The 25666-nt window shown below is 34.6% G+C and carries 22 protein-coding genes; 17 read left to right on the forward strand and 5 right to left on the reverse strand.

Annotation, left to right across the window (positions count from 1 at the left end; genetic code table 11):
* Window positions 1–585 carry a riboflavin synthase gene (locus J2772_RS10805; protein WP_209916467.1) on the reverse strand — a complete coding sequence of 195 codons (585 nt, stop codon included), beginning with the start codon at window positions 583–585 and terminating at the stop codon, window positions 1–3.
* A gap of 48 nt (window positions 586–633) precedes the next feature.
* Between J2772_RS10805 and pdxA the strand changes: the two genes are divergently transcribed.
* The 11 genes from pdxA to J2772_RS10860 all read left to right on the forward strand — a co-directional run bounded on the left by pdxA (window position 634) and on the right by J2772_RS10860 (window position 9703).
* Window positions 634–1725 carry a 4-hydroxythreonine-4-phosphate dehydrogenase PdxA gene (pdxA, locus tag J2772_RS10810; RefSeq protein WP_209916469.1) on the forward strand — a complete coding sequence of 364 codons (1092 nt, stop codon included), beginning with the start codon at window positions 634–636 and terminating at the stop codon, window positions 1723–1725.
* Window positions 1726–1809: 84 nt separating this feature from the next.
* Window positions 1810–2340, forward strand: coding sequence for a YceD family protein (locus J2772_RS10815; RefSeq protein ID WP_209916471.1), 531 nt, complete (start codon window positions 1810–1812; stop codon window positions 2338–2340).
* Between the two features lie 67 nt (window positions 2341–2407).
* Window positions 2408–2611, forward strand: a complete 204-nt coding sequence (rpmF, locus tag J2772_RS10820) for a 50S ribosomal protein L32 (RefSeq protein WP_002976251.1) — start codon at window positions 2408–2410, stop codon at window positions 2609–2611.
* A gap of 127 nt (window positions 2612–2738) precedes the next feature.
* Entirely contained in the window at window positions 2739–3221 is a 483-nt protein-coding gene (gene accB, locus J2772_RS10825; RefSeq protein ID WP_045501197.1) for an acetyl-CoA carboxylase biotin carboxyl carrier protein, read from the forward strand.
* Window positions 3222–3315: 94 nt separating this feature from the next.
* The gene (gene accC, locus J2772_RS10830) at window positions 3316–4671 is read left to right on the forward strand and encodes an acetyl-CoA carboxylase biotin carboxylase subunit (RefSeq protein ID WP_047098781.1); all 1356 of its coding nucleotides are present in this window, start codon (window positions 3316–3318) and stop codon (window positions 4669–4671) included.
* 74 nt (window positions 4672–4745) lie between these two features.
* Window positions 4746–5297: a YdcF family protein gene (locus J2772_RS10835; RefSeq protein WP_209916473.1), complete on the forward strand. Its 552-nt coding sequence runs from the start codon at window positions 4746–4748 to the stop codon at window positions 5295–5297.
* A 30-nt stretch (window positions 5298–5327) separates the two neighbouring features.
* Window positions 5328–5522, forward strand: a complete 195-nt coding sequence (locus tag J2772_RS10840; RefSeq protein ID WP_209916476.1) for a hypothetical protein — start codon at window positions 5328–5330, stop codon at window positions 5520–5522.
* A gap of 168 nt (window positions 5523–5690) precedes the next feature.
* A complete protein-coding gene (gene rocD / locus J2772_RS10845) occupies window positions 5691–6941 on the forward strand; it encodes an ornithine--oxo-acid transaminase (protein ID WP_209916478.1) in 1251 nt (416 codons plus the stop codon).
* Window positions 6942–6944: 3 nt separating this feature from the next.
* Entirely contained in the window at window positions 6945–7742 is a 798-nt protein-coding gene (locus tag J2772_RS10850) for a DUF5672 family protein (protein ID WP_209916480.1), read from the forward strand.
* A gap of 2 nt (window positions 7743–7744) precedes the next feature.
* Window positions 7745–8743: a hypothetical protein gene (locus tag J2772_RS10855; RefSeq protein WP_209916482.1), complete on the forward strand. Its 999-nt coding sequence runs from the start codon at window positions 7745–7747 to the stop codon at window positions 8741–8743.
* 6 nt (window positions 8744–8749) lie between these two features.
* Window positions 8750–9703 (forward strand): glycosyltransferase family 2 protein, encoded by a 954-nt coding sequence (locus tag J2772_RS10860; RefSeq protein ID WP_209916484.1) that lies wholly within the window; start codon window positions 8750–8752, stop codon window positions 9701–9703.
* 16 nt (window positions 9704–9719) lie between these two features.
* Here J2772_RS10860 and J2772_RS10865 read toward each other — a convergent pair whose 3' ends face one another.
* Window positions 9720–9869 (reverse strand): hypothetical protein, encoded by a 150-nt coding sequence (locus tag J2772_RS10865; protein WP_209916486.1) that lies wholly within the window; start codon window positions 9867–9869, stop codon window positions 9720–9722.
* 88 nt (window positions 9870–9957) lie between these two features.
* On the reverse strand, window positions 9958–12033 hold the full coding sequence (locus tag J2772_RS10870) for a glycosyltransferase (protein ID WP_209916488.1): 2076 nt from the start codon (window positions 12031–12033) through the stop codon (window positions 9958–9960).
* 386 nt (window positions 12034–12419) lie between these two features.
* Here J2772_RS10870 and J2772_RS10875 point away from each other — a divergent pair, with 386 nt between their 5' ends.
* Complete coding sequence (locus J2772_RS10875; protein ID WP_209916489.1) at window positions 12420–13463, forward strand: glycosyltransferase; 1044 nt, start codon at window positions 12420–12422, stop codon at window positions 13461–13463.
* Between the two features lie 118 nt (window positions 13464–13581).
* Here the strand turns inward: J2772_RS10875 and J2772_RS10880 are convergent, their stop codons facing one another.
* Window positions 13582–14346, reverse strand: coding sequence for a hypothetical protein (locus J2772_RS10880; RefSeq protein WP_209916491.1), 765 nt, complete (start codon window positions 14344–14346; stop codon window positions 13582–13584).
* A gap of 467 nt (window positions 14347–14813) precedes the next feature.
* On the opposite strand from J2772_RS10880, the gene gltX reads away from it, so the two are divergent.
* Window positions 14814–16322 carry a glutamate--tRNA ligase gene (gene gltX / locus J2772_RS10885; RefSeq protein WP_209916493.1) on the forward strand — a complete coding sequence of 503 codons (1509 nt, stop codon included), beginning with the start codon at window positions 14814–14816 and terminating at the stop codon, window positions 16320–16322.
* Between the two features lie 49 nt (window positions 16323–16371).
* Window positions 16372–17328, forward strand: coding sequence for an acetyl-CoA carboxylase carboxyltransferase subunit alpha (locus tag J2772_RS10890; RefSeq protein ID WP_045501208.1), 957 nt, complete (start codon window positions 16372–16374; stop codon window positions 17326–17328).
* Between the two features lie 57 nt (window positions 17329–17385).
* Here the strand turns inward: J2772_RS10890 and J2772_RS10895 are convergent, their stop codons facing one another.
* A complete protein-coding gene (locus J2772_RS10895) occupies window positions 17386–18150 on the reverse strand; it encodes a DUF6759 domain-containing protein (protein WP_209916495.1) in 765 nt (254 codons plus the stop codon).
* Between the two features lie 143 nt (window positions 18151–18293).
* Between J2772_RS10895 and tsf the strand changes: the two genes are divergently transcribed.
* From tsf to J2772_RS10910, 3 genes are all read left to right on the forward strand, one after another.
* Window positions 18294–19118 carry a translation elongation factor Ts gene (tsf, locus tag J2772_RS10900; protein WP_068944942.1) on the forward strand — a complete coding sequence of 275 codons (825 nt, stop codon included), beginning with the start codon at window positions 18294–18296 and terminating at the stop codon, window positions 19116–19118.
* Window positions 19119–19367: 249 nt separating this feature from the next.
* Complete coding sequence (locus tag J2772_RS10905) at window positions 19368–22649, forward strand: gliding motility-associated C-terminal domain-containing protein (RefSeq protein WP_209916497.1); 3282 nt, start codon at window positions 19368–19370, stop codon at window positions 22647–22649.
* 78 nt (window positions 22650–22727) lie between these two features.
* Window positions 22728–25586 (forward strand): gliding motility-associated C-terminal domain-containing protein, encoded by a 2859-nt coding sequence (locus tag J2772_RS10910; RefSeq protein ID WP_209916499.1) that lies wholly within the window; start codon window positions 22728–22730, stop codon window positions 25584–25586.
* Window positions 25587–25666 lie beyond the last annotated feature (80 nt).

A 25666-nucleotide genomic window follows, 5' to 3' on the forward strand; every position in this document is an offset into this window, starting at 1 on the left:
CTACTTTTTAATTAACCTAGCAATATACTTACCAATGATGTCAAATTCCAGATTCACTTTATCACCAATTTTCAGATGCTTCATATTGGTAAATTCCCATGTGTAAGGGATAATAGCTACCGAGAACTGAGTATCTTCACTTTTTGCTACGGTTAAACTGATTCCATTTACGGTAATAGAACCTTGAGGCACGGTTACAAAATTTCCGTCACCTTCATATTTCATCGTAATAAAATAGCTTCCGTCTTTATTTTCAATTCCTACTACCTCACCTGTTTTATCAACATGTCCCTGAACGATGTGACCATCCAGTCTTCCATCCATTTTCATGCAACGCTCAAGATTGACAACACTTCCCACTTCCCATTTTCCAAGGTTGGTTTTTTCAAGTGTTTCGCTGATGGCTGTTACTACATATTGGTTGTCCTTAATCTCAACCACAGTAAGACAACATCCGTTGTGAGCAAGACTTTGATCAATTTTAAGTTCGTTTGTAAAAGGGCATGTCAGGGTGAAATCAATGTTGCTTCCTTTCTCTTCAATCTTTTCAATAACACCAACTGCTTCAATAATTCCTGTGAACATATTATTTTTTGCTAAATTTGTAAATTATAATCTTCAAAGATAATCAAAATGAGCCCAAAAAACCATAAAGTACGAGTAGGAATTTCAATCGGTGATTTCAATGGCATCGGTCCGGAGATCATTATGAAGTCTCTGAAAGACAAAACCATTACAGATTTTTTCACTCCTGTAATTTTTGGTTCGGGGAAATTATTCACTTATCAGAAAAACATTTTCAAGCTGAATCTTAATTTCAACTATGTAAATGAAGCTTCTCAGGCACAGCCCGGCAAGCTGAACATGGTAAATCTTACCAAGGAAAATGTCAACGTTGAACTGGGAGTACCTACTGAAGAGTCTACCCAAATGGCGATTGATTCTTTGGAAGCAGCAACTGAAGCTTTAATGAAAGGAGATATTGATGTTCTGGTAACAGCTCCTATCAACAAGGATGAAATGGTAAAAATGGGCTTTAAGCATGCCGGACACACTGGATATTTTGAAGAAAAATTCAGTAAAAAAGGATTGATGTTTCTGGTAACTGAAGATCTTAAAGTAGCCGTATCTACCCATCATATTCCTATTGCGAAGATTGCAGAGAATATTTCCAAAGAGAAAATCAAAAAACAGATCAGGGTATTGAATCAGACGCTTATTGAAGATTTCTGCATTCAGAAACCGAAGATTGCAGTATTAGGGTTGAATCCACATGCAGGAGATGGCGGAGTTATCGGAACTGAAGAAATAGAAATCATCAGCCCGGCCATTCAGGAACTTTCAGATAATGGAATTCTGGCATTCGGACCTTTCCCGGCAGACAGTTTCTTCCAACCGAACAAATACAGAAACTTTGATGGGGTTTTAGCAATGTATCACGATCAGGGATTAGCTCCGTTCAAGACACTAGCTTATGAAGAAGGAGTAAATTATACGGCAGGGCTTCCTTTTATAAGAACTTCTCCGGATCATGGAGTTGCCTATGATATTGCGGGGAAAAATATCGCTGATGAACAGAGTTTTACGGAAGCTATCTTCACTGCTATTAAGATTTTCAACAACAGAAGTGAATATAGTGAACTGATGAGCACCCGCCTTCAGCCTAGAAAAATGGCTGTTGATAATGGAATTGATGAGGATCTACCTGAGGAAACTGAAGGATAATCCGTTAAAACAAATTTTAAATTAATTTGTTTTAGATTTTATTTGTTATTATAAAAAAAATGCATATTTTTGCACACTCATTTTATGGACAAGTTAAGAAACTATGACGTAAGCTTTTCCGGACTTAAAAACGGAAAACACGAGTTCAAGTTTGAGATAGATAAAACGTTCTTTCAATTATTTGACACTGAGCAGGAATTTACAAATCCTAGAATAGGAGTGAATGTCTTATTAGACAAACACACTACTTTTCTGGAGTTTGAGATTAAGATAAAAGGTTTGGTTGAATTGGTTTGTGATATTACAAATGAAGACTTCGACTATCCTATTGAGAATGAAATCAAGATTCTGGTGAATTTCGGGGAAGAATACGATGACAGCAATGAAGATGTTATTACGATTCCTACTGCAGAGCATGCTTTCAACGTAGCTCATTTGATCTACGAAAATGTGATGCTTTCTATCCCGATGAAAAAGATTTCACCGAATGTAAGTGATGAAGATATCAAAATTCTTGACCAGTTCAGTCCGAAAGATATTGAGGAAGCTGAAGAAGAAGAACATGAAAGTGACCCTAGATGGGAGGCTTTAAGAAAATTAAGAGACAATAATTAAATAGAATAATTTAAATATGATGAGATGATGAATCTCATCGCTCATCAATTAAAAAAGTTATTAGAAAATGGCACATCCAAAGAGAAGACAATCGTCTACAAGAAGAGATAAGAGAAGAACTCACTACAAAGCTGTAGTTCCTCAATTAGCTAAAGATGCAACAACAGGAGAGCTTCACCTATACCACAGAGCTCACTGGCATGAAGGAAAACTTTACTACAGAGGTAAAGTAGTATTGGAAAAAGAAGTAGCTGCTACTGAAGAAAACTAAGAGTTGCTTTTCATTGAAAAAGCCTCATTTTAATACAAAAACCGCCCAATTTTGATAAAATTTGGCGGTTTTTTGTTGTTTTTTGCGTTTTTTTGGTATCTTTGACATCAAATCAAATATCAAATTTATGGACATTAAAGACATACAGAATCTTATTAAGTTTGTATCTAAGGCTGAAGTTTCAGAAGTAAAATACAAGACTAAGGATTTCGAAATCACTATTAAAACTCCATTAGCTGGAAGCGAAGCTGTTTATGCACAGCCTGCAGTATATCACACGGCTCCACAAGCGGTAGCTGCTCCGGCCCCTGTTGCAACTCCGGCTGCTGCTCCTGCAGAGAAAGCTGACGCTGCATCTGATGATAGCAAATATGTAACAATCAAATCTCCAATGATTGGAACATTCTACAGAAAACCATCTCCGGATAAAGACGTATTCGTAAATGTAGGTGACGAGGTTTCTGTTGGTAAAGTAGTTTGCGTAATTGAAGCAATGAAGTTATTCAACCAGATTGAATCTGAAATCAGTGGAAAAATCGTTAAAATTTTAGTTGACGATGCTACTCCTGTAGAATACGACCAACCATTATTCTTAGTAGATCCATCTTAAGGAATTTTAGATTAAAGATTATAAATTTTAGATGAATCTTTTTTCATTTAAAATAATTTAAAATTCAAAATTTATAATTTAAAATTTCGGAGAGATGTTCAAAAAAATATTAATAGCCAATCGTGGCGAAATTGCAATGCGTATTTTACGTACTTGTAAAGAAATGGGGATCAAAACTGTTGCGGTATACTCTACAGCAGATAAAGACAGTCTTCATGTAAGATTTGCTGATGAAGCGGTTTGTATTGGCCCTGCGATGAGCAAAGACTCATACCTTAAAATCCCTAACATTATTGCTGCTGCGGAAATTACAAACGCTGACGCAATTCACCCAGGTTATGGATTCTTATCTGAAAATGCTAACTTCTCAAGAATCTGCCAGAAGAACGGGATTAAGTTCATTGGAGCTTCTCCAGAGCAGATTGAAAAAATGGGAGACAAAGCAAATGCTAAGGCTACCATGAAAGCTGCTGGTGTACCTTGTGTACCGGGTTCTGACGGTTTGATCGAATCTTATGAGCACGCTGTAAAAGTTGCTGAAGAAACAGGATACCCTGTAATGATTAAAGCAACTGCCGGCGGTGGTGGTAAAGGGATGAGAGCTGTTTGGAAAGCTGAAGACCTTAAAGATCACTGGGAGTCTGCCATTCAGGAAGCTGTAGCGGCCTTTGGAAACGGAGGTATGTATATGGAAAAACTGATTGAAGAGCCTAGACACATTGAGATTCAGGTTGCTGGTGACCAATTCGGTAAAGCTTGTCACCTTTCTGAAAGAGACTGTTCCGTACAGAGAAGAAACCAGAAATTAACAGAAGAAACACCTTCTCCGTTCATGACTGACGAACTTCGTGAGAAAATGGGTAACGCTGCTGTAAAAGCTGCTGAATTCATCGGATACGAAGGAGTAGGAACTATCGAATTCCTTGTAGACAAACACAGAAATTTCTATTTCATGGAAATGAATACAAGAATCCAGGTAGAGCACCCTATTACTGAGCAGGTAATTGATTATGACCTAATCAGAGAACAAATTCTTCTTGCTGCAGGAACTCCTATTTCAGGAATCAACTATTATCCTAAATTACATTCAATCGAGTGTAGAATCAACGCTGAAGACCCTTATGCAGACTTCAGACCGTCTCCAGGAAAAATCACAGGATTAAACATCCCTGGCGGACACGGAATCAGAGTAGATACTCACGTGTATTCCGGATATACAATCCCTTCTAACTACGACTCTATGATTGCCAAGCTTATCACAACGGCTCAAACCCGTGAGGAAGCTATTGCAAAAATGAGACGTGCCCTTGAGGAATTCTATATTGAAGGAGTAAAAACTACCATTCCTTTCCACAGACAACTGATGGATAACGAAGATTATCTTGCAGGAAATTACACTACAAAATTTATGGAAGATTTTGTAATGGATAGAAAATATGATAATCACTAAGATTATCTTAAAATAAAAAACTTTAAACTGCTTCAATATGAGGCAGTTTTTTATTTTTGTATACATTCAAAGATATGCTGAACAAAATTTTAAAATCTATTCTGGTTGCAGCCCTCTCCTGGTTTATCATTCATTCTCTGTATATTACTTATGATGGTCTTACAGATCCTAAACAAAAAGCTGATCTTGCCGTAGTCTTCGGGAATAAAGTAAATGAAGACGGAAGCCTTTCCCCAAGATTGCAAGCAAGACTGGATAAAAGCATTGAACTGTATCAGAAAAAACAGATTAAAAATATATTGGTAAGCGGTGGTTTGGGTAAGGAAGGCTATTGGGAAGGTACCGAAATGAAAAAATATCTGATCAAAAATAAAATTCCTGCTCATAATATTCTTGTGGATAACTTTGGGGATAATACAGAGAAGACCGTTCTCAATACTATAAAAATCGCTGATAGCTTACAGTATAAAAATGTTATCTCTGTATCACAGTTTTATCATCAGACCAGAATCAAAAAACTGTTCAGGGAACACCATTTTAAAAATATTGAAAGTTCAAGTCCTGCCTATTTTGAGGTAAGGGACTTTTATTCTGTTTTTAGAGAGTTTTTTGCTTATTATTTATAAGAAAAAATGTTTGTGTAAAAAAAATAAATCATGAACAAGACATTAAAATGGATATTTATCGGAATTACAGGTACCATTCTACTCTATTTTGTGCTTAGTTTTGCCGCTGTTTTCATGCTTACCTATTTCAGCTCATCCAAAAAAATTGAAAATAAAGACGAAGAGAAAGTATTTGAGAAAAAATCTGATTCCTTAAAAAAATGTATGATTTGTAGCCATATTTAACCTACTTTTTAAAAGATAGAATACCTACAACAGTTTATCCGTTAAGAAAACATTTCCGCTATAAGCTCATTTAGCCTCAAAATACACTTTAATTACAGCCTTTAGCACGACTCTACTTTTGTTTATTAATCTCATTAATATTATGTAAATTTGTAAAAAACCAACAATATGTCAACAGCAGAACAAACAAAAAACTCACAATATTTTATTGACCTTGAAGACAAACATGGAGCACACAATTATCATCCACTGCCAGTAGTTCTGGACCGCGGAGAAGGTGTTTTCGTTTGGGATGTAGAGGGCAAAAGATATTATGATTTTCTTTCAGCATATTCTGCTGTAAACCAAGGACATTCCCATCCTAAAATCGTAGGAGCTTTAGTAGAGCAATCTCAAAAGTTAGCCTTAACTTCAAGAGCATTCTATAACTCTAAATTAGGAGAATACGAACAGAAAATCACCACTCTTTTCGGGTTTGATAAAGTATTACCAATGAACTCTGGAGCTGAAGCAGTAGAAACCGCTGTAAAATTGGCTAGAAAATGGAGTTATGAAGTAAAAGGAATTTCAGAAAACGCAGCAAAAATCATCGTTTGTGAAAATAACTTCCATGGAAGAACAACCACTATTGTTTCTTTCTCCAACGACCCGGATGCTAACCAAAATTATGGACCTTTTACACCGGGCTTTATCAAAATTCCGTACAATGATATTGCAGCATTGGAAGAAGTATTAAGCAGAGAGGCAGAAAATATTGCTGCATTCCTTGTAGAGCCTATTCAGGGTGAGGCAGGAGTATATGTTCCGGATGAGAATTTCCTTAAAAATACTTCTGAACTATGTAAAAAATATAATGTTCTTTTCATTGCGGATGAAGTACAGACAGGTATTGCAAGAACAGGAAGACTGATTGCTTGTCATCACGAAAATGTACAGCCAGACATTCTAATTCTAGGAAAAGCACTTTCAGGAGGAATGTATCCAGTATCTGCAGTATTGGCGAATGATGAAATCATGAATGTGATTAAGCCAGGACAACACGGTTCTACATTCGGAGGAAATCCAATTGCCTGTGCAGTAGCCGTAGCAGCATTAGATGTTGTAGCTGATGAAAAATTATCTGAAAGAGCAGAAGAACTGGGTCAGCTTTTCAGAGCTGAAATCAATAAACTTATTGAAAAGACAGATCTTATTACCAAAGTAAGAGGAAAAGGACTGTTAAATGCTATACTAATCAATGATACTCCAGAAAGTTCTACTGCATGGAATCTTTGTTTACAATTAAAAGAAAACGGATTACTTGCAAAACCAACACATGGTAACATCATCAGATTAGCACCACCATTGGTAATTACAGAAGAGCAATTATTGGATTGTGTAAAAATTATTGAAAAAACAATTTTAGCCTTCACAAAATAAACTTTGGTAGATATTATTATTCCAATATATAAAGAAATACCTGATCGTGATGATTTGATTTCATTCAGTCAGGTATTTCATATTTTAGGAAGTTACAAAATCACTTTTATACATCCTAAAAGTCTTCCTCTTGATGCCTATAAAGATTTCAATGCTTCATTCATTGGTTTTGATGACCGTTATTTCAAAAATATTTTTGGATACAATCAACTCATGATGGACGTAAATTTTTATAAAAGTTTTTCAGAAAAATATATACTAATTTATCAATCTGACTGTTTTGTATTTAAAGATGATCTTATAAATTGGTGCAAAAAAAACTACGATTATATTGGTGCTCCCTGGATACGGAGTTCGGAACATATTCCTTTTTTAAAATTATTTTTTGATAAAACCATTGCTAAGTTTAAAGGAATGACCAACTTTAAAGGGAATGGGAAATGGCAAAAAGATAAATCTCTTCTTTATAATACTGTAGGGAATGGAGGACTATCTTTAAGAAAAAGAGAAAAGTTTATAGAAGTTCTTGAAAACCTTCCGAAGGTAGTACAAATTTACTTAAAACCTGAAAATACAGGTCAATTTTACGCCGAAGACGTGTTTTTTAGTATCGAGCCTGAAAGAAATGGTATAATTTTTTCTAAACCTAATTATAAAGAAGCCTGTCTCTTCTCAATTGAGAATAAACAGGAGAAAGCAATGAACATCAATAAAGGAGAACTTCCTTTTGGCTGCCATAGATGGAATAAGGAGAAAGATTTCTGGAGACCTTATTTTTCTAAAGCAGGATATTCAATATAACAATGAACGACTTTAAAGATAAAAGTATCATATTAGCTGTCCCTAATCATTTTGGGCTACCAAAGGTTTTTAAAAAAAATCTTGAGTATCTTGGTTTTAAAGTTTTTACTGTAGAGCATGATTGCTCGCAAGTAAAACTGAGTGCAGAAGAGTCTTTAATTCATATTTATAAAAAGGCATTCAGCAACAACAGGACCTTTAAAGCCAAAATGTTAGCCGAAAAAAAGGAACAACCCCAGCTGTTTTTTCTTGATAAAATCAGCCATGCAGATTATGCCCTTGTGGTACGCCCTGACCTTTTCAGTAAGAATGTTCTGTCCAAAATTCAGGAAAAAAGTACTTATACAGTGGCTTACCAGTGGGACGGAATGCAGAGGTTTCCTTTGGCTGAAAATACTATAAAATATTTTGACAGCTTTTTTGTATTTGATGAAAGAGACACCATAAGATATCCGCAGACAAAGCATATCCACAATTTTTATTTTGATTATTTGTCCGAAAAGCAGGAGGCAAAACAGGATCTTTTCTTCGTAGGAACTTTTATGAAGGATCGTATTGAAGAGCTTTGCAATCTTTCTATATTATTTCAGGAAAAAAACCTGAAAACCAATATCAATGTAATCTATACTAAAGAAAAGCATATCAAGAAGTATCGGGAATATCCTATAAATTTCACAAGAACCGGAATGAGTTTTGAGGAAAACATGAAAAATGCCAAAGCTTCAAAAATTATTCTTGACTTTCAAAACACTATTCATAAAGGACTTTCTTTCAGGGTTTTTGAGGCTGTAGGGTACAGAAAAAAATTAATTACTAATAATGAATTAGTGAAGGGATATAGATTTTATAATCCTAGTAATATATTTCTGCTGAATGATGATAATATGTCTGAAATTACCAATTTCCTGGCAGAGGATTATAGTGAATCTTCTGAAGAAATTTATCAGAGATATTCGTTTAGTAATTGGATCCAAATTTTATTCAGTCAATCTAATAAATAAGTCTCCATGAAAACCTCAGTTGCTCTTTGTACCTACAACGGAGAAAAATATATAAAATATCAGCTCGATTCTATTCTGAACCAAACCGTTCCAATAGATGAAATTATTATATGTGATGACGGCTCTACAGACTCTACTATTTCTATTTTAAATTCTTACCAGGACCAATACCCCAGCATTTTCAAAATCTATACTAATAAAAATAATCTTCGGAGTGTAAAAAATTTTGAAAAAGCCATTTCTCTGTGTAACAATGAATTTATTTTCCTAAGTGATCAGGATGATATATGGGTTGACCATAAAGTTAAGATACATTTAGATTACTTTAAAAAACATGAAAATATCAATGTAATAGCTACAAATGGTTATTGCATTACCGATGATGGTGAAAGAAAGGAAATGTATTCTTTCTGGGATCTTCCCACTATTGCCAAATCAGCTGATAAAAACTTCAGTATAAAGGAAACTCTTTCTAAAGTAACCAATATTGCAACAGGAGCATCAATGTCTTTACGAAAGTCTTTTTTAAAGGAAATTATGCCCATTCCGGACTCTGAAGGTCTTCATCATGATGAATGGATTGCTTTTATTGCTGTTCAAAAAGATTCTTTCGCAATGCTTGATGAAAAACTCTTTTACTACAGGATTCATAACCATCAACAAATTGGAGGTGTATTTTTTGATAAAAATGACCGGTCTTTATTATTTCTTAAACGTACATTTGGGCTCATCCAAGATTTTAAAGGGCTATCAAAATATATAAAGCGTCTGACCAGCAGTTATAAAAAGAATCAGCTTTATCTTAAGTCTCAGCCGCATCATCATGAAATTATAAAAAATAACATCAAAGAAATTGAAAAAATATATGCTGAAAAAGTAAAATTGATCAAGGCCAAGTATCCTGTAAGATCACAGATTTTATTTATTCTGAATATTTTCAAAAACAAAAGGAGATTTTAAAATCTCCTTTTCATTTTTATAATTTCGTTGAAATAAAGACAATATTATTATCTCCTAAAATTCCTTCGACAATACTTCTCTTTTTATTAACTTTCACTTCAAATCCAATAGCTTCTAATTTCTTTTGCATTTCTTTCGCGAAAACTGTACACCAGACACATATCATTAATGTGTTTTTAGATAATGATGAAGCGCTGCATTGTACTCTACATTATAAATCTTCAATCCCGAATCTTATTTTATTTTCACAGAGCTTATTTTTTATATAAACTTGCTATTAAATTAAGAACATTTTTCCCTTGTACTTCCCTCGAAAAAGGATGTAAAGCCTCCTTTGAATTATTTTTAAGTGTACTCCAAAGTCTCTCATTAGAATAAAGTTCCAGAATATTATTGGCAAAGGTTTCTGCATCATTAATATCACTTACCAGTGCGTGCGTATCATGCTGAAGATTCATACCCTCCACTCCTATTGGTGTTGTTACAATGGGGAGCTCATATTCCAGAGCCTGACCTATTTTACCTTTAACTCCTGCTCCGTATCGTAAAGGAGCTACAAATACCCTGGATGAATCAAACCATTCATCAACAGTTTCCTGATACCCCAATATCCTGATTTTATCCGAATTATATTTATTTGTAAGTTCTTCTGATAACTCAGGTCCAATTACATTTACAAAAATAGTATCATCTTTTTTCCATACCAAAGGCATTATATCTTCAACAAGAAATTTCAATGCATCTAAATTAGGAAGATGCCTGAACCCTCCAATAAATAATAATCCTTTCCTATCTGCAAATCCGTTTTTATTAACCTGCTCTACCGTATGGAAATTACTTACCACGTGTACTTTATTGATATCTATTCCATTTTGAGAGACAATCCCCTTCTCCACATCACTAATCGCTGCCACAGCATCAGAGTTTCGCATTGCTGAATATTCCAGCTCTTTAGTCTTTTGGTTTCTCTTCTCCATTTTCGGAGTAGTCGGCATATACTCTCTCTCTCTTTCAACACGCAAGTAATGCAGATCCACCATATCGTAGATAAGTTTTTGTTTTGTGATATGTTTTTTAAGAACCTTATGCCAATTTTTAAAACCGTGGGGTCTGAAAATCCATATTAAATCAATGAGAGGTAACTTTTCAATGATTTGGTCATTAATTTTAACGATCTTATTTTTGGGCGTAACATAATCCTGGAATACCTCTATTCCAAGAGATTCACAATATTCTATATATTTTTTATCAGTATCATTAAATTCCGGAATTCCCAATAAGATCTTATGATTCTGGGCTATCAGGATTTTAAAAATTTCATCCAGTCTCCTCGAACCGCTATCCTGGTCATATTTAGGCATAGACTCCTCCAGAAAAAGAATAGTAGGCTTCTGATAATTTTTATAAACATTTAAATGCTTTTTATTATTAATTTCTAAAAACTTATCTCCCTCGAACCTTGAGTTCCATCTTTCTTTAAATTTCTTAGCATTTTTTTCAAGCAATATCTCTTTGTTACTGTCTTTTCCTGTGTAGCTTATATTTTCAAAATGTAAAATCTCAGATTTTGGCTGGTAGTAAATATCCAATCCCTGTACATATTTTAACCGCTGACAAAAGTCTGTTTCTTCATAATAGGCCGGTAAGAATTCCTCATCCAGAAGATTTAAATTTCCTGTTGTATCAATTCTTTTAAACAACAAACTACATCCTGAGCAATAATCAACTTTTCTTAAAAAATTAAATGAAGGATGGTCAATGGAATTAAACCTTCCCAGGTTTACAATTTCGCAGCCTTTGAAAATCAGGCAGCCAGCTTCCTGTAAAGTATTATCGGCAAAAATCATTTTTGAACCCACCGCTCCTACATTTTCTTTGGTATCAAAAACATTGATCAGTGAGCTTAAATAATTTTCCTGAACCTCGGTATCATTATTTAATAAATAGATATATTTCCCGTTTGACGCTTGAATTCCTTTATTTACATTTCTTAGAAAGCCTAGATTTTCAGTATTATTTATAACCGTAATCCCTTGAATTTTATTTAAAAACTCCAACGTTTCATCTGAACTGTTGTCGTTAATAATAATAATTTCTTTGGAAATATTTTTATCATATTGCTCAATCGTATAAAGACAGTTGAGGGTATATCTGATTTGATTATAGACAGGAATAATAATAGAAACTTCAGGGTTGTGGGAATTAGTCTTTAAACTAAATTCATAATTTCTAAAAAAGTCAAGGTCTAAATGCTTAATTCCAATTTTTCTTTTGTTTTTGATGAATTTATTATCCCTTATTTTATTTTTAAAAAATCTTTTAATTCCCATTTTAAATTTATTATTTTGTCGGACCTTAGTAATTAAGGAAACGAAATTAAGCATTTATTACAAATTATGATAGTAATAAGTTTGTTATCTTTTACCTTTGGATTACCCGAATATTTCACATCTGTTAATTATATTTATCATGATGCTGATAGGATTGTTGCTAGATACAACTTTAATAAAAACGTGGATCGAAATGGCATTCGCTCAGGAGTTTTATAATACATAACAAAACCGCTTCCGTGCTTAAGGAATACGGTAATATATAATAATAAGCAAAGAAAACCAGCACACAAAGTATTAAAAAGAGAGACTTTTCTTTAGCAAAAACATATTTACGCGAAAAGAATTACTCATGACATTTATTCAAAAAAAGCATTCATTTTATTATGAAAAAAAGAAAAATATATTTTATTTGCCCATCAGTTTCTGTACCGTTTGGAGGTATAAAACAAATTTATAAATATGTAAATATTCTGAACAGTCATGGTTATAATGCTGCTGTCTTACTTAAAAAAAAGAAGAAAAAAGATAACATTTGGTACCCTTTCACAAAAATTTCTTATCATTATGAACTTATAAAAAATATAGAAAATAGCAGTAACTCTAAAAATCATAAAAATAGTTTTTATGAAAAATTAAAACTATTATTTCACCGTTTTTTTTCACACCAAATAGAGAAAGATGCTCTATTTGTCTTTCCGGAAATATATGGGAAATCATTTCATAAAACCATTCCCAATAATCAGTATGTAATACTTAACCAAAATTGCTACTACACTTTCCAGGGTTATGGATATGATTATAGTGAAGAGAATCCTTATTTAAATAAAAATTGTATTGGAACTATTGTAGCATCTGAAAATGCACAAAGGTATTTTGACACTGTATTTCCTTCACATAATTTATATAGAATTCGTTTAGGAATTGATACTCAGGTTTTTAATTTTGGTGATAAAAAAAAGCGGAAAATTGCTTTTATGCCAAGGAAACTTTCTGAAGATTCTTTGCAAATTATTAATATTTTAAAGGCACGAAAAAAATTGAATGATTGGGAGTTTTTCCCGATTGATAATATGGATGAACAAGCAGTTGCACAACATTTAAAAGAATCTGTTTTTTTCTTAAGCTTCAATCATAGAGAAGGTTTTGGACTCCCTCCTATAGAAGCAATGTCTTGTGGATGTTTCGTAATCGGATATACCGGGCAAGGTGGTAAAGAATATTTCAAAGAAGAATTTTCTTGCCGAATCGAGGAAGGTAATATTATTGATTTCGTTGAAAAAATAGAAAATTATGCCTTAGAATATAATAAAAATTCAAATCTCTTTTTTGAAAAGGGTAAAAAAGCATCACAATTTGTTTTAGAAAATTATTCCCTGGAAAATGAAACAAAAGATTGGATCAATATATGGGAAAAGATAATTTCATGAGGTTACAAAATTAGTTTTTGTAAAAAGTAAAACCTGTGAAATAAAATATATTCATCAAACTACAATAAAGTTCGAACAAAAAAATAGACTGACCTTTCGGTCAGTCTATTTTCTATATTTATTTTTTATTTGCCCAAACTATACTGCCATTATTGTTGTATATCACAATATTACCATCATTCTGAACTGAAAGTCTATCAATATTTGATGAACTTACCCCTGTACTGTATACAGACCTATTTGAAGAGTCATAAACTACCAGATTTCCATCGTCCTGAAAAATAGCGCTTCGCCCTCTTCCTGCCGTTGCAGTAGACCAGATATCTTTTTTATTTCCATTACTATACATTACTAAATTACCATCTGTTTGGAAAATTAAGTAATAGTTATAATCTTCAGAATATATCTTTTCGCCTTTTACAAATCTAAATCCTTTGTAAATATTACCTCTACTATAGCTTCCGGTATTATTAGAATTCCAATTAGAATTTCCATTAGAATTATCATTAGAAGACCACAATGCATTTCTTCTTCTATTATAAATTACCAGATTACCGTCGTCCTGCATTTCAAGACTGGTCGCATTTTTATTAACTGTATTTGTACTAAATACAGCATTTCCTGAGTAATTATAAACTACAAGATTGCCATCGTCCTGAAAAATTGCTCTCGTACCCTCGCCTTGTGTTTTAGAATCCCATTTCGGTTGGTTTCTACGATTGTAAACCACCAAATTTCCATCATTTTGAAAAGTCAGAAAATACTGTCCATTTTGAGATTCATACCTTCTATCTTTTATCAAATTAGTACCTCGTGTAAAACTTTGGGCCATAATGCAAATACTTGCAAATAGACCAAACATTACAAATAAATTTTTTCTCATGATTTAATTGATATATTTTAATATATAAAGATATATAATAAAAATCATTTTTTTGCTATCTATCCTCCAAAAGTACCTCGCACAGCTAACAAAGATTCAATGGTAAGAACTTTCCTTTTTCTTAATACAAAATATTAACGAATTTCTTTTCTCTACTTCAAAGAAATTTCAACAAAAAGCATTGACTCTGGATTTCTTTCAACAAAAATAATTGAAGCTTAACTCAGAAATTTATTTTAATATCCCTCTTGTCCATTTAGAAAAAAATGAAAAAAGAACTGACAAAAACTTGCAGCCTTACAAATCCGGTAAATAAATTAGAAGCCTAAAACTTTCTGATTTAGAAAATAAAAATCAATTTATGCTAAATGTACAACAGGTTTAAAAGTAAAAATCGGAAAATACACGGTCAGAAATCATCTCCTAAACGCATAATTTTAAGTAAATTTGCAAAAATTAAAATTGAAATGGAGAAAGTAAGAGTACGTTTTGCTCCAAGTCCTACCGGACCTTTACATTTGGGAGGCGTAAGAACTGCATTATATGATTACCTTTTTGCAAAAAATCAAGGGGGAGAATTTGTATTGAGAATTGAAGATACAGATACCGCAAGATATGTAGAAGGAGCTGAGGAATACATTGAGGAAGCTTTAGAATGGTGTGGAATTATCCCTGATGAAAGTCCTAAGAAAGGAGGAAAATTTGCCCCTTACAGACAATCTGAAAGAAGAGATATCTATGACAGATACACAGAGCAGATCTTAAAAACAGATTATGCTTACATCGCTTTCGATACGGCAGAAGAACTGGATGCTGTTCGTGCAGAATACGAAGTAAAAGGAGATGTTTTCTCTTATGATAATAAAACCAGAAACCATTTAAGAAACAGTCTTGCTCTTTCTGAAGAGGAAGTTCAGAAATTATTGGATGAAAAAACTCCTTATGTGGTAAGATTCAAAATGCCTGTAGACAGAATATTGAATCTTGAAGACATTATCCGTGGAAAATCAGCTGTAAACACCAATACATTAGATGATAAAGTTCTGGTAAAAAATGACGGAATGCCAACTTACCACTTCGCCAACATCATTGATGACCACGAAATGGAAATTTCTCACGTAATCCGTGGTGAAGAATGGTTACCATCTTTGGGATTACATACTTTATTATACGAAGCAATGGGTTGGGAAGCTCCACAATTTGCACACCTTTCTTTAATTCTGAAACCGGAAGGAAAAGGAAAACTAAGTAAAAGAGACGGGGATAAATTCGGATTCCCGGTATTCCCGCTTGATTTCAAAGATCCTGCAACAGGAATTGTTTCCAAAGGATACAGAGAAAACGGATATCTTCCTGATGCATTCATTAATATGGTAGCATTATTAGGATGGTCTCCGGCAGATGATAAAGAAGTTCTTTCTTTGGATGAAATGGCTAAAGAATTTGATCTTCATAAAGTACACAAAGCAGGTGCCAGATTCAATAAAGAAAAATCTGAATGGTTCAACCATCAGTATATTCAGATGAAATCAGATGAAGAGCTTCTTCACCTGATTAAAAATTCAGGCCTTGATCTTTCCAATGCTTCAGATGAAAAGCTATTAAAAGTAATTCCTCTGATGAAGGAAAGAGCTACTTTTCCGAAAGACATCTATGAAAACGGGAGGTTTTTCTTTGAAGCTCCAACCTCTTACGATGAGAAAGCATCTAAAAAAGCATGGAATGACGAAACATCTGCTATTTTAGGAGAATTAGCTACAATATTTGCATCTACAGACTTTGCTGCAGAGACATTAAAGCAAGCTATGCATGATTTTGCGGAAAACAAAGATTTGGGAATGGGTAAAGTAATGATGCCACTTCGTTTATCTTTAGTAGGAGAATTGAAAGGGCCTGATGTTCCGGACATTCTGGAAATCATTGGAAAAGAGGAAAGTATCGCCAGAATAAGCAATGCTATAAATAATTTTAAATAGAATTACCATAATTTTTCATACATTTGAAAGATTTAATTTACTTCAAGAAATGGAATATTTAAGTTTCGAACTTCCTATCAAAGAATTGATGGACCAATACCAGACGTGTTCTTTAGTAGGAGAAGAAAGTGGTGTTGATGTAAAATTAGCATGCAGCCAGATTGAGGATAAGATTTTAGAAAAGAAAAAAGAAATCTATAGCAATCTTACACCTTGGCAAAGAGTACAACTGTCCCGCCACCCGGATCGTCCTTATACTTTGGACTATATTCATGGGATGGCAGACAAAGGCAGTTTCTTAGAACTTCATGGAGACAGAAATTTCGCTGATGACCCGGCAATGATTGGAGGATTGATTACCCTAGATGGTCAGAGAGTGATGATTATAGGGACTCAAAAAGGGAGAACTACAAAGGAAAGACAGCACAGAAGATTTGGGATGCCCAATCCTGAAGGATACAGAAAAGCTTTAAGACTAATGAAGCTTGCTGAGAAATTTAACATTCCTGTAGTAACTTTAGTGGATACACCGGGAGCTTATCCAGGATTAGAAGCTGAAGAAAGAGGACAGGGTGAAGCTATTGCAAGAAATATTTTTGAAATGGTTCAGCTTAAGACTCCGATCTTCACTTACATCATTGGAGAAGGAGCAAGTGGTGGAGCATTAGGAATAGGTGTAGGTAATAAAGTATACATGCTAGAAAACACATGGTATACAGTAATTGCTCCAGAAAGTTGCTCTTCTATCTTATGGAGAAACTGGGATCACAAGGAAGATGCAGCTAATGCATTAAACCTTACTCCACAGGATGCTTTAAGAGAGAAGTTCATTGACGGAATTATTGAGGAACCGCTTGGAGGTGCTCACTACGATCAGGAGACCACTTATTTGAACTTGAAAAATTCAATTTTACAAAATATCAAAGCTTTCTCCAAATTTACAGGACAGGAGCTTGAAACCCAGAGACAGGATAAATTCATTGCGATGGGTCAGTTTAAAGGATAAAAAATAAAAAAGGTTAAGAAAATTTCTTAACCTTTTTTATTTTAGTTTTCTTCTTCTTTAATCAGCAACATTGAGAGCAATCTCTACATCCTGAGTTATTTTCTTCAGTGAAGAATATTTTGCATCACATACCATTGTAGTCAAAACATATTCTCCTTTATCAATCAAAATAAAGTTTTCTCCTTTGGCAGGAACACTTAAATTATAATATTTTTTACCACTTATTTTCACGATCAGATTACAGCTTGATCTGTTTTTAATATTGATATAAGCCTCATTTTTATTAATATCATTATTAAAAATATGGGTAAGCATGGCTGCTGTTTTTTTATTTGCTTCGCTAGGTTCCGATTTAGCTGAAGAACCAGCGCTTTTTACAGCACCCGTCGAAGCATAGTTTGCCAGCCTTTCTTCTTTCAATGCATTGATGGCATTATTTACTTTATCTGTATTCTTAGTATTATTTGCAGTGGATGCTTTATTAGCTGCTATTACTTTACCACTGTTCAGCTCATTATTTTTAACAATATTTTCAATTTTCTCTTTACTGATCGGTTTTATTGTAGGTTTAGCTTCAGGCGAATTATCTGCCATGATAATTTCCATCAGCCTTTTTTTAAAGAAGTCAGTTCGGGCATGTCCAGGGTTTTGCTTAATGAAGCCTGCAATCACTCTTGTCTCTTTTGAGATTTCAGCTTCCTGCTCCGTGTAAATAATCACGGTTTCTTTTTCCACAACAGCTTTAGATTTTGTTTTTTTCTTTTTCTGAGAAAAACCAAGGGAAAAAATGCATATAAAAAGGAGAAGGAAGATTTTTTTCATTAATCAAATCTTTAAAATAGTATTAAATATATTAATAACGTGAAAAGTCGTTTTTTAGTTTATCATTAAAATCATTATCTTTGCACTGCTTTAAAATTAAGCTAAAAATTAATACTAATCTTAAATAAAAAATAATAGATATTATGTCTTATACACCAGTTGCTGCAGACGTAGCTAAATTAAGAAACCAAACAGGTGCAGGTATGATGGACTGCAAAAAAGCTCTAGTTGAAGCTGAAGGAGATTTCGAAAAAGCGGTAGATATCCTTAGAAAAAAAGGACAAAAAGTTGCTGCTAATAGAGCTGACAGAGAATCTACTGAAGGAGCTGTAATCGCAAGAGTAAATGAAGATAACACTTTAGGTGCTATTATCTCTTTAAACTGTGAGACTGACTTCGTTGGTAAAAACGAAGCTTTCATCGAGCTAGCTTACGAATTAGCTGAAATGGCGATCTTCGCTGCTACTAAAGAAGAATTATTAGCTACAGATTTCCACGGAATGACTGTTGCTGAAAAATTAATTGAGCAGACAGGTGTTATCGGTGAAAAAATCGAAATTGGTACATTCGAAAGAATCGAAGGACCATTCCTAGGAGCTTATATCCACGCTGGAAACAAAATTGCTGCTATCACTTCACTTTCTGCAAAAGTAGACGGAGCTGATGAAGTTGCTAAATCTGTTTCTATGCAAGCTGCTGCGATGAACCCTATCGCTCTTGACGAAACTAAAGTTTCTCAAGAAACTATTGACAAAGAATTAGAGATCGAAAGACACAAACTTACTGAAGAAGGTAAGCCTGCAAACATTATCGACAATATCTTGAAAGGTAAAATGCAGAGATTCTACAAAGACAACACTTTGGTACACCAAGATTTCATTAAAGATTCTAGTATCTCAGTTGCTGACTATGTAAAATCTGTAAATGCAGATCTAAAAGTAACAGGATTTATAAGAGTAAGCTTATAATTCAACTTTTTAAAATATATAATCCCGGTGAATTTTCATCGGGATTTTTTATGAAAAAACATTAGCAAATATGAACACTAAATGACGTAAATTTTAAATATTCAACAATTATACAGTAAACCAGAAAACCAAGTTTTTTTTGTATAAAATTGTGATTATTAATACTTAGATTTGCGGCCCTTATAGTAACGCATGAAAAAATTTCTACTCGCTTTTTGCACTTTTTTTTGTTTATTAGTTAATGCCCAATTGGATACAGAACACTGGTTTGCTCCAATGGCAGCAAAAGCTAATGTTAACCAACTTCAAGGATTTTTGTATCTATCTACAGACGAATCCACTCCATTTTCCGTACAGGTTTTCAATAATAATACGCTTTACACTACAGTACAGGTAAGCAAAAACAACCCTATATCAGTATCAGTACCGAATAATTTTTTAATTGCCACTTCTCAGTCTCAGCTATTCACCCCAAATTCTATGGGGCTTAACGTGAAGGGAGCTAAGAAGTTCTTTGCGAATTACAGATTCTCACTTCAAAATCAGGCTGAAATCCTGACTTCCAAAGGAGCAGCAGCTTTGGGGACTACTTTCTATGCTGGCATGGCTCCTATTGCAGGTTCTGCCACCTATATGAATTCTACTATTGGTGTTACCGCAACCGAAAACAATACCACAGTGGAAATTTCAGGGTATGATCCTTCTCTTCTTTTTTCAAATGGAACTACTTCCTCAACGAAAATATTTACTCTCAATAAAGGCCAGTCTTACATTCTTGATGTTGTAAGTTCTCAAAAGAATATAAATAAAACGGGTCTGATTGGAGCCAAGATTACATCTACAAAACCCATCACAGTTACGAATGGAAATTTTAACGGTGCTTACGTAAATGTAACCAATAATGATGTATTGATGGATCAGTCTGTTCCGGTAGACAGACTGGGAAAGAGCTTTGTAATGGTAAAAGGTAACGGAGGGGTTACTTCTCAAATGGAAAGTGCAGTAATTGTTGCTACAGAAGACAATACACAGATTACTTTTAACGGAACCGGATCACCTGTTATCCTTAATGCAGGGAAGCATTATCTTGTTTCCAGTAATAAATATATAAATCAGGGAAATGGTCATTATAACATGAATATTTCTGCTACTAAGAACGTTTATGTATACCAGTTGTTATCAGGAGCAGTAAGTGGAAATGAATTTGCCTCGGGAGGAATGAATTTTATCCCTCCTGTAAGCTGCTTCATGCCAACAAAAATAGACGAGATAGGAATTATCAACAAAATTGGAAGTGATTCTTTCACCACAAGACTGAATATCATTACACAGAAAGGAGCAATTGTAACAGTAAACGGAAATCCGATTGCTGCAGGAAACGGTCCTTATTCCGTAACGGGAAACCCAGATTGGGAAACTTATTCCATATTGGGAGTGACAGGTAACATTACGGTCAATTCAACCCAACCTGTCACTGCAGGTATTGCAGCAGGAAACGGAGCGGTAGGATATGGCGGATACTTTGCAGGGTTCTCGTCCATTCCGGTGATTACTAAAACAGGAGACTGCTATAACGGTGTGCTTTTACAGGTAGAGCCTGGTTATGATCTATATAAATGGTATCGTAACGGTGTGGAAATCCTTGGTACTACAACCCCTACTATCAATCCAGACTTATACGGATCCGGGATCTATACCTGTGAAATCACCAAAAACAACTGTGAAACCAGACTTACGGCAGAATATGATTACGCAACTTGCCCACCTATCACAACCACAACTTATGATATTGGTTCATGTAACACAAAAGTAATTACCCCGGCATTTAGCAATTCAACTCAATCTGTAGTTCCGGCCAATACAAGTATTATGGCGCAACCTATCAATGGAACTGTTTCCATCAATCCAACAACAGGACAAATTACTTATACTCCAAATGCGGGTATGACTACAGATTTCACTGATACATTTACTTATTATATTCAAGGAAATGGTAATCCTGCTGCCTTTGAATATTTTAAAATTGTAGTAAATACTCATGTACTGAAAGTTACAAATGATGTTCAATTTTCCTGTGCAGATGCTAATGGAAACGGAACTTACAACCTGAAGGCTGCTAGCATCACTTCAACTCCCGGATTTACAGTTGATTATTTCACCAATGCTAATTTAACAGGTCCTATTGCCAATCCGCTGAATTACACAGGACCTGCCGGAAATGTATATGCCAATGTAACCTCTTATGGATGTTCAAAAGTAGCTACTATTACCTTAAATACATTCCCTATACCTGTTATCAACACTACTAATTTCAATGCTAATAGCTGTGGAAATGATGTTGATGGAAGTGTACATATCAACTTTGATAATGTTACGCCACAAATAGTTGCCAATTCAGCTATTTCTACTGTAAAATATTACCTTAACCAGGCTGATGCCATTGCTGGAAATAACAATACACTTCCTACCAACTGGACTTATACAGCGAATACAACAGTGTATGTAAGAGCAACAGGGAATACAGGAAGTTGTCCGCCGGTTTTTGGACAGATCAATTTTACCATAGGAAATAAAGTTCCTTTGATTACAAATAATGCTAACGCTGATGTTTGTGATAATGATATTAACGGTTCTGAACCTGTAAACCTGAATGATTATAAAGGTTTGTTTACCGTTGATCCGGCTGTTATTTTATCATTCCACGCTTCCGCAGCCGATGCCCAGGCTGGAACTAATCCCATCTCGGCATCACAAGTTATTACTTCTGCAGGAGGCGTCTTCTATATAAGATTCCAAAGTAATACAGCATGTTCTAATATGGGTATTTTAACACTTTCTTTAAAAACACCTAAAAAATCTGCCACACTTCAGGATCAGATCGTTTGTTCCAATGAAAAAATTCTTTTAGATGCAGGGCCTGGCTTTTCATCGTACTTATGGAGCAATGGAGCAATCACCCCAAGTATTAGCGCTTCTGCCGGAAGTTATTATGTAGATCTTGGATTTAACGGTTGCGTATACCGTCAACATGTAAAAGTTAACACCGCTCAGTCTCCTGTTATTTCTAAAATAGAGGTTTCCGGTACTACAGCAACTGTTTATGTAACAGGCGGAACTCCTCCTTACAGGTATTCATTAAATGGCTTTGATTATCAGTCTTCCAATGTTTTTACAGGATTATCCAGAGGTACTCATACCGTATATGTACTAGGTTCGGATGGATGCCGCCACGTAACCAAAAACTTCCTGATTGTTAACCTTATCAATACCATTACTCCAAATGGAGATGGTATTAATGATATCCTGAACTATTCAGAATTAGGAATAAAGCAGAATGTATCCATAGAAGTTTCTGATCGATATGGAAACCCAGTATATAAATCTTCTGACAAAAATTATATCTGGGACGGAAAATCAAATGGAAGAAGTCTCCCTACAGGAACTTATTGGTATGTCATAAAATGGATTGAACCAGATACCCAATTACCAGTTTCATATCCAGGATGGCTTTTAATTAAAAATAGAGAATAATTTCAAACATTTATTTACATTTTATTAAAGGTATTTGATTTTTTATTTTAATTTTGTAGAAATCCTAATTCCATACACATGAAAAGAATTCTACTCAGTTTGGTATTAATTTTTTTTACCATTAATACTCTCTTTGCGCAAAGGGATACTGAACACTGGATAGCTCCTTATTATACGAACCCTGTTGGAGGTTTCGAAAATAAGGTATATCTATCTACCGATTCTACCACCCCTTTTGCTGTACAAATACTCAGTAACAATATCGTAATCGGTACCGTTACCATCGCTAAAGGAGACCCCAAAACATTTGATGTGGATGAAACCCTTATCTCTGCTGACGGTACTACCGATGCTTTTGTTGTAGGTTCAAAAGGGCTTTATTTAAAAGCAGAAAGACCTTTCTATTGTAGTTTACGACTTGCCAACGGTTCCCATGGTGAAATTATTACCAGTAAGGGTAGAGCGGGTATCGGTACTAAGTTTTATGTGGCGACCAGCCCCAATACAAGAACACCTACATCATCAGGTGCCAGCACAGATAATTTTACAGCAGGAATTCTTGCCACTGAAGACAATACCACTGTTACCGTAACCTGGAAAACCCCAGGTCTGAAATTTGTTAACGGTAATCCTCCTGGTTTCAGCCATTCGTTTGTTTTAAATAAAGGGCAATCTTTTATTTTTGCAGGAAAAGTAGAGGATGCAGTTGCTAATAGCAAAGGTTTCATTGGTGCTAAAATTGAAACAAGTAAACCAGTAACACTTACCAACGGTAGCTGTAATGGTAATTTTTCAACCCCAACACCTCTTACCGATCCTAATGCTACGCTAGATGGTTCTGATCCTATTCTTGACCAGGCTGTACCTGTAGACAAATTAGGAAATACATTTGCAATGGTAAAGACCAGATCTACACAGCCAGACTCCAATATGGAAGGAGGTCTTATCATTGCCACTGAAGATAATACTCAAGTATACATCAACGGATCAGGCACACCTGTTGCCACTCTAAATGAGGGTGGTTGGTATAGAATCAATGAGCCAAGCTATGCATCTCAATCTGGTGGAGCTCATTCTAACATGTTTATTTCCACATCCAAGAATGTATACCTTTATCAATTTATTGGAATTGATAATAGTGATGCAACCAATGGATTCAATTATATTCCACCATTGAACTGTTTCTTACCAAGAAAAATTGATGAAATTGGTAAAATCAATGAAATGCCAGGCATCGGTACTTCTACTATCAAATTAAAGCTTAATATATTAACTGAAGCTGGAGCTACTGTAATGGTAAATGGTGTTCCACCTACAGCAGCTGAGGGACCCTATCCTTTAACAGGAAATTCTCAATGGGTAACCTATTCAGTAGTGAACTTCCCCCCAAACCTTACCATTACCTCTAATAAAGCAGTAACTGCCGGAATTAACGGAGGATACAGTTCAGCTGGATATGGCGGATATTTTGCAGGATTTTCATCAACCCCTTTTATTAATAAAAAATCAGGAGACTGTGTTCCTGGAATTATTCTGCAAGTAGAGGAAGGTTATGATACCTACCAGTGGTTTCTTAATGACGCTCCTATTTCTGGTGCAACTACTTTTACCTATTCGCCAACACAACCTGGTTATTATACTGTAAAGGTAACAATGGGAGCATGTCAATCAATTGTAACAGCTCCTTATAAAGTAACTAACTGTTTAAAGAAGACTACTAAAGAAGAACCGGCTTGTTCTACCAAGATCATTACTCCAACGTTCACTTCGTCAACACAGACTCCGGTAATAAGTACGATAAAGATTCTTACCCCTCCTGCTAATGGAACAGCGGTAATAAATCCAGACGGTACAATTACTTATACCCCAAAACCTAATTTTGAAGGAACAGATAAAATTGTGTATACATTCTGTGGTGATTCTGCAGACTTTATGGACTGTGAAGAAGTTACCCTGGATCTGATCGTTGTACCTTTCATTGTGAAGGATGCCACTATTAAAGCTTGTTGGTATGATGTAGCACCTTATGCTTATTTTGACCTGACAAAAGCTAACGTTACAGATTACGGAAATGCCATAAAAAAATATTACCGCACATTAAAGGATCTTACAGCAGGAATCAATGAAATCTCAGCCACAGCTGCAGCTAACTATCCTGCAACAGGAGGATTTGTATATGTGAAGATTACTACTGACCAAGGGTGTACTGCTACTGCTAAAATTGAGCTTGTTCCACTTCCTATCAAAAAATCTCCTATCCTTGTAGATAAATATATCTGTATTGATGATAAAACAGATCTGGAAGCAGGTACTGGATATGATTCTTATCAATGGAGCACAGGAGCAACTAGCTCAGGAATCAGAGGCGTAGGTGTAGGTGAATACACTGTAATTCTTGAGAAAAACGGATGCTTCCTTACACAGGTAGTAAGAGTAAGAAAAGCACAGGATCCTGTTATTCAACAAATTGAAATTAATAACACAACCGCTACAGTAATTGTGGCAGGTGGTAAAGCTCCTTACAAATATTCTGTGGATGGAACTACCAACTGGCAAGATTCTAATTCTTTCACAGGATTAAGCAGAGGCCAGCATAGATTCTACGTAAAAGATGCTTATAACTGTACCCCTATTTCGGCAGAAGTTACAGTTCCTAATTTATTGAATGCTATCACTCCTAATGGAGATAACATCAATGATTATATCGATTATAGTGATCTTGGTTATAAAGAGAACCTTAGCTTTGTCATCTATGACAGATACGGAAATATGATATTTACCGGAAATAAATTCAACAATTACAAGTGGGACGGAAGACACTTCGACAAAAAGCTTGTAACAGGTACATACTGGTATCACGTTTCATGGAATGAATCTAACAAAGAAAAAACAGAAATAAAATATACTGGCTGGATTATGGTAAAAAACAGAGAATAATCATCCAGATTTATAACATTCAAAACCACGATTTTAAAATCGTGGTTTTTTTATTACATTTTCAATATATCAATGCTTTT

Origin of the sequence: Chryseobacterium jejuense (genome assembly GCF_017877355.1) — a bacterium.
Classification (GTDB): domain Bacteria; phylum Bacteroidota; class Bacteroidia; order Flavobacteriales; family Weeksellaceae; genus Chryseobacterium; species Chryseobacterium jejuense_A.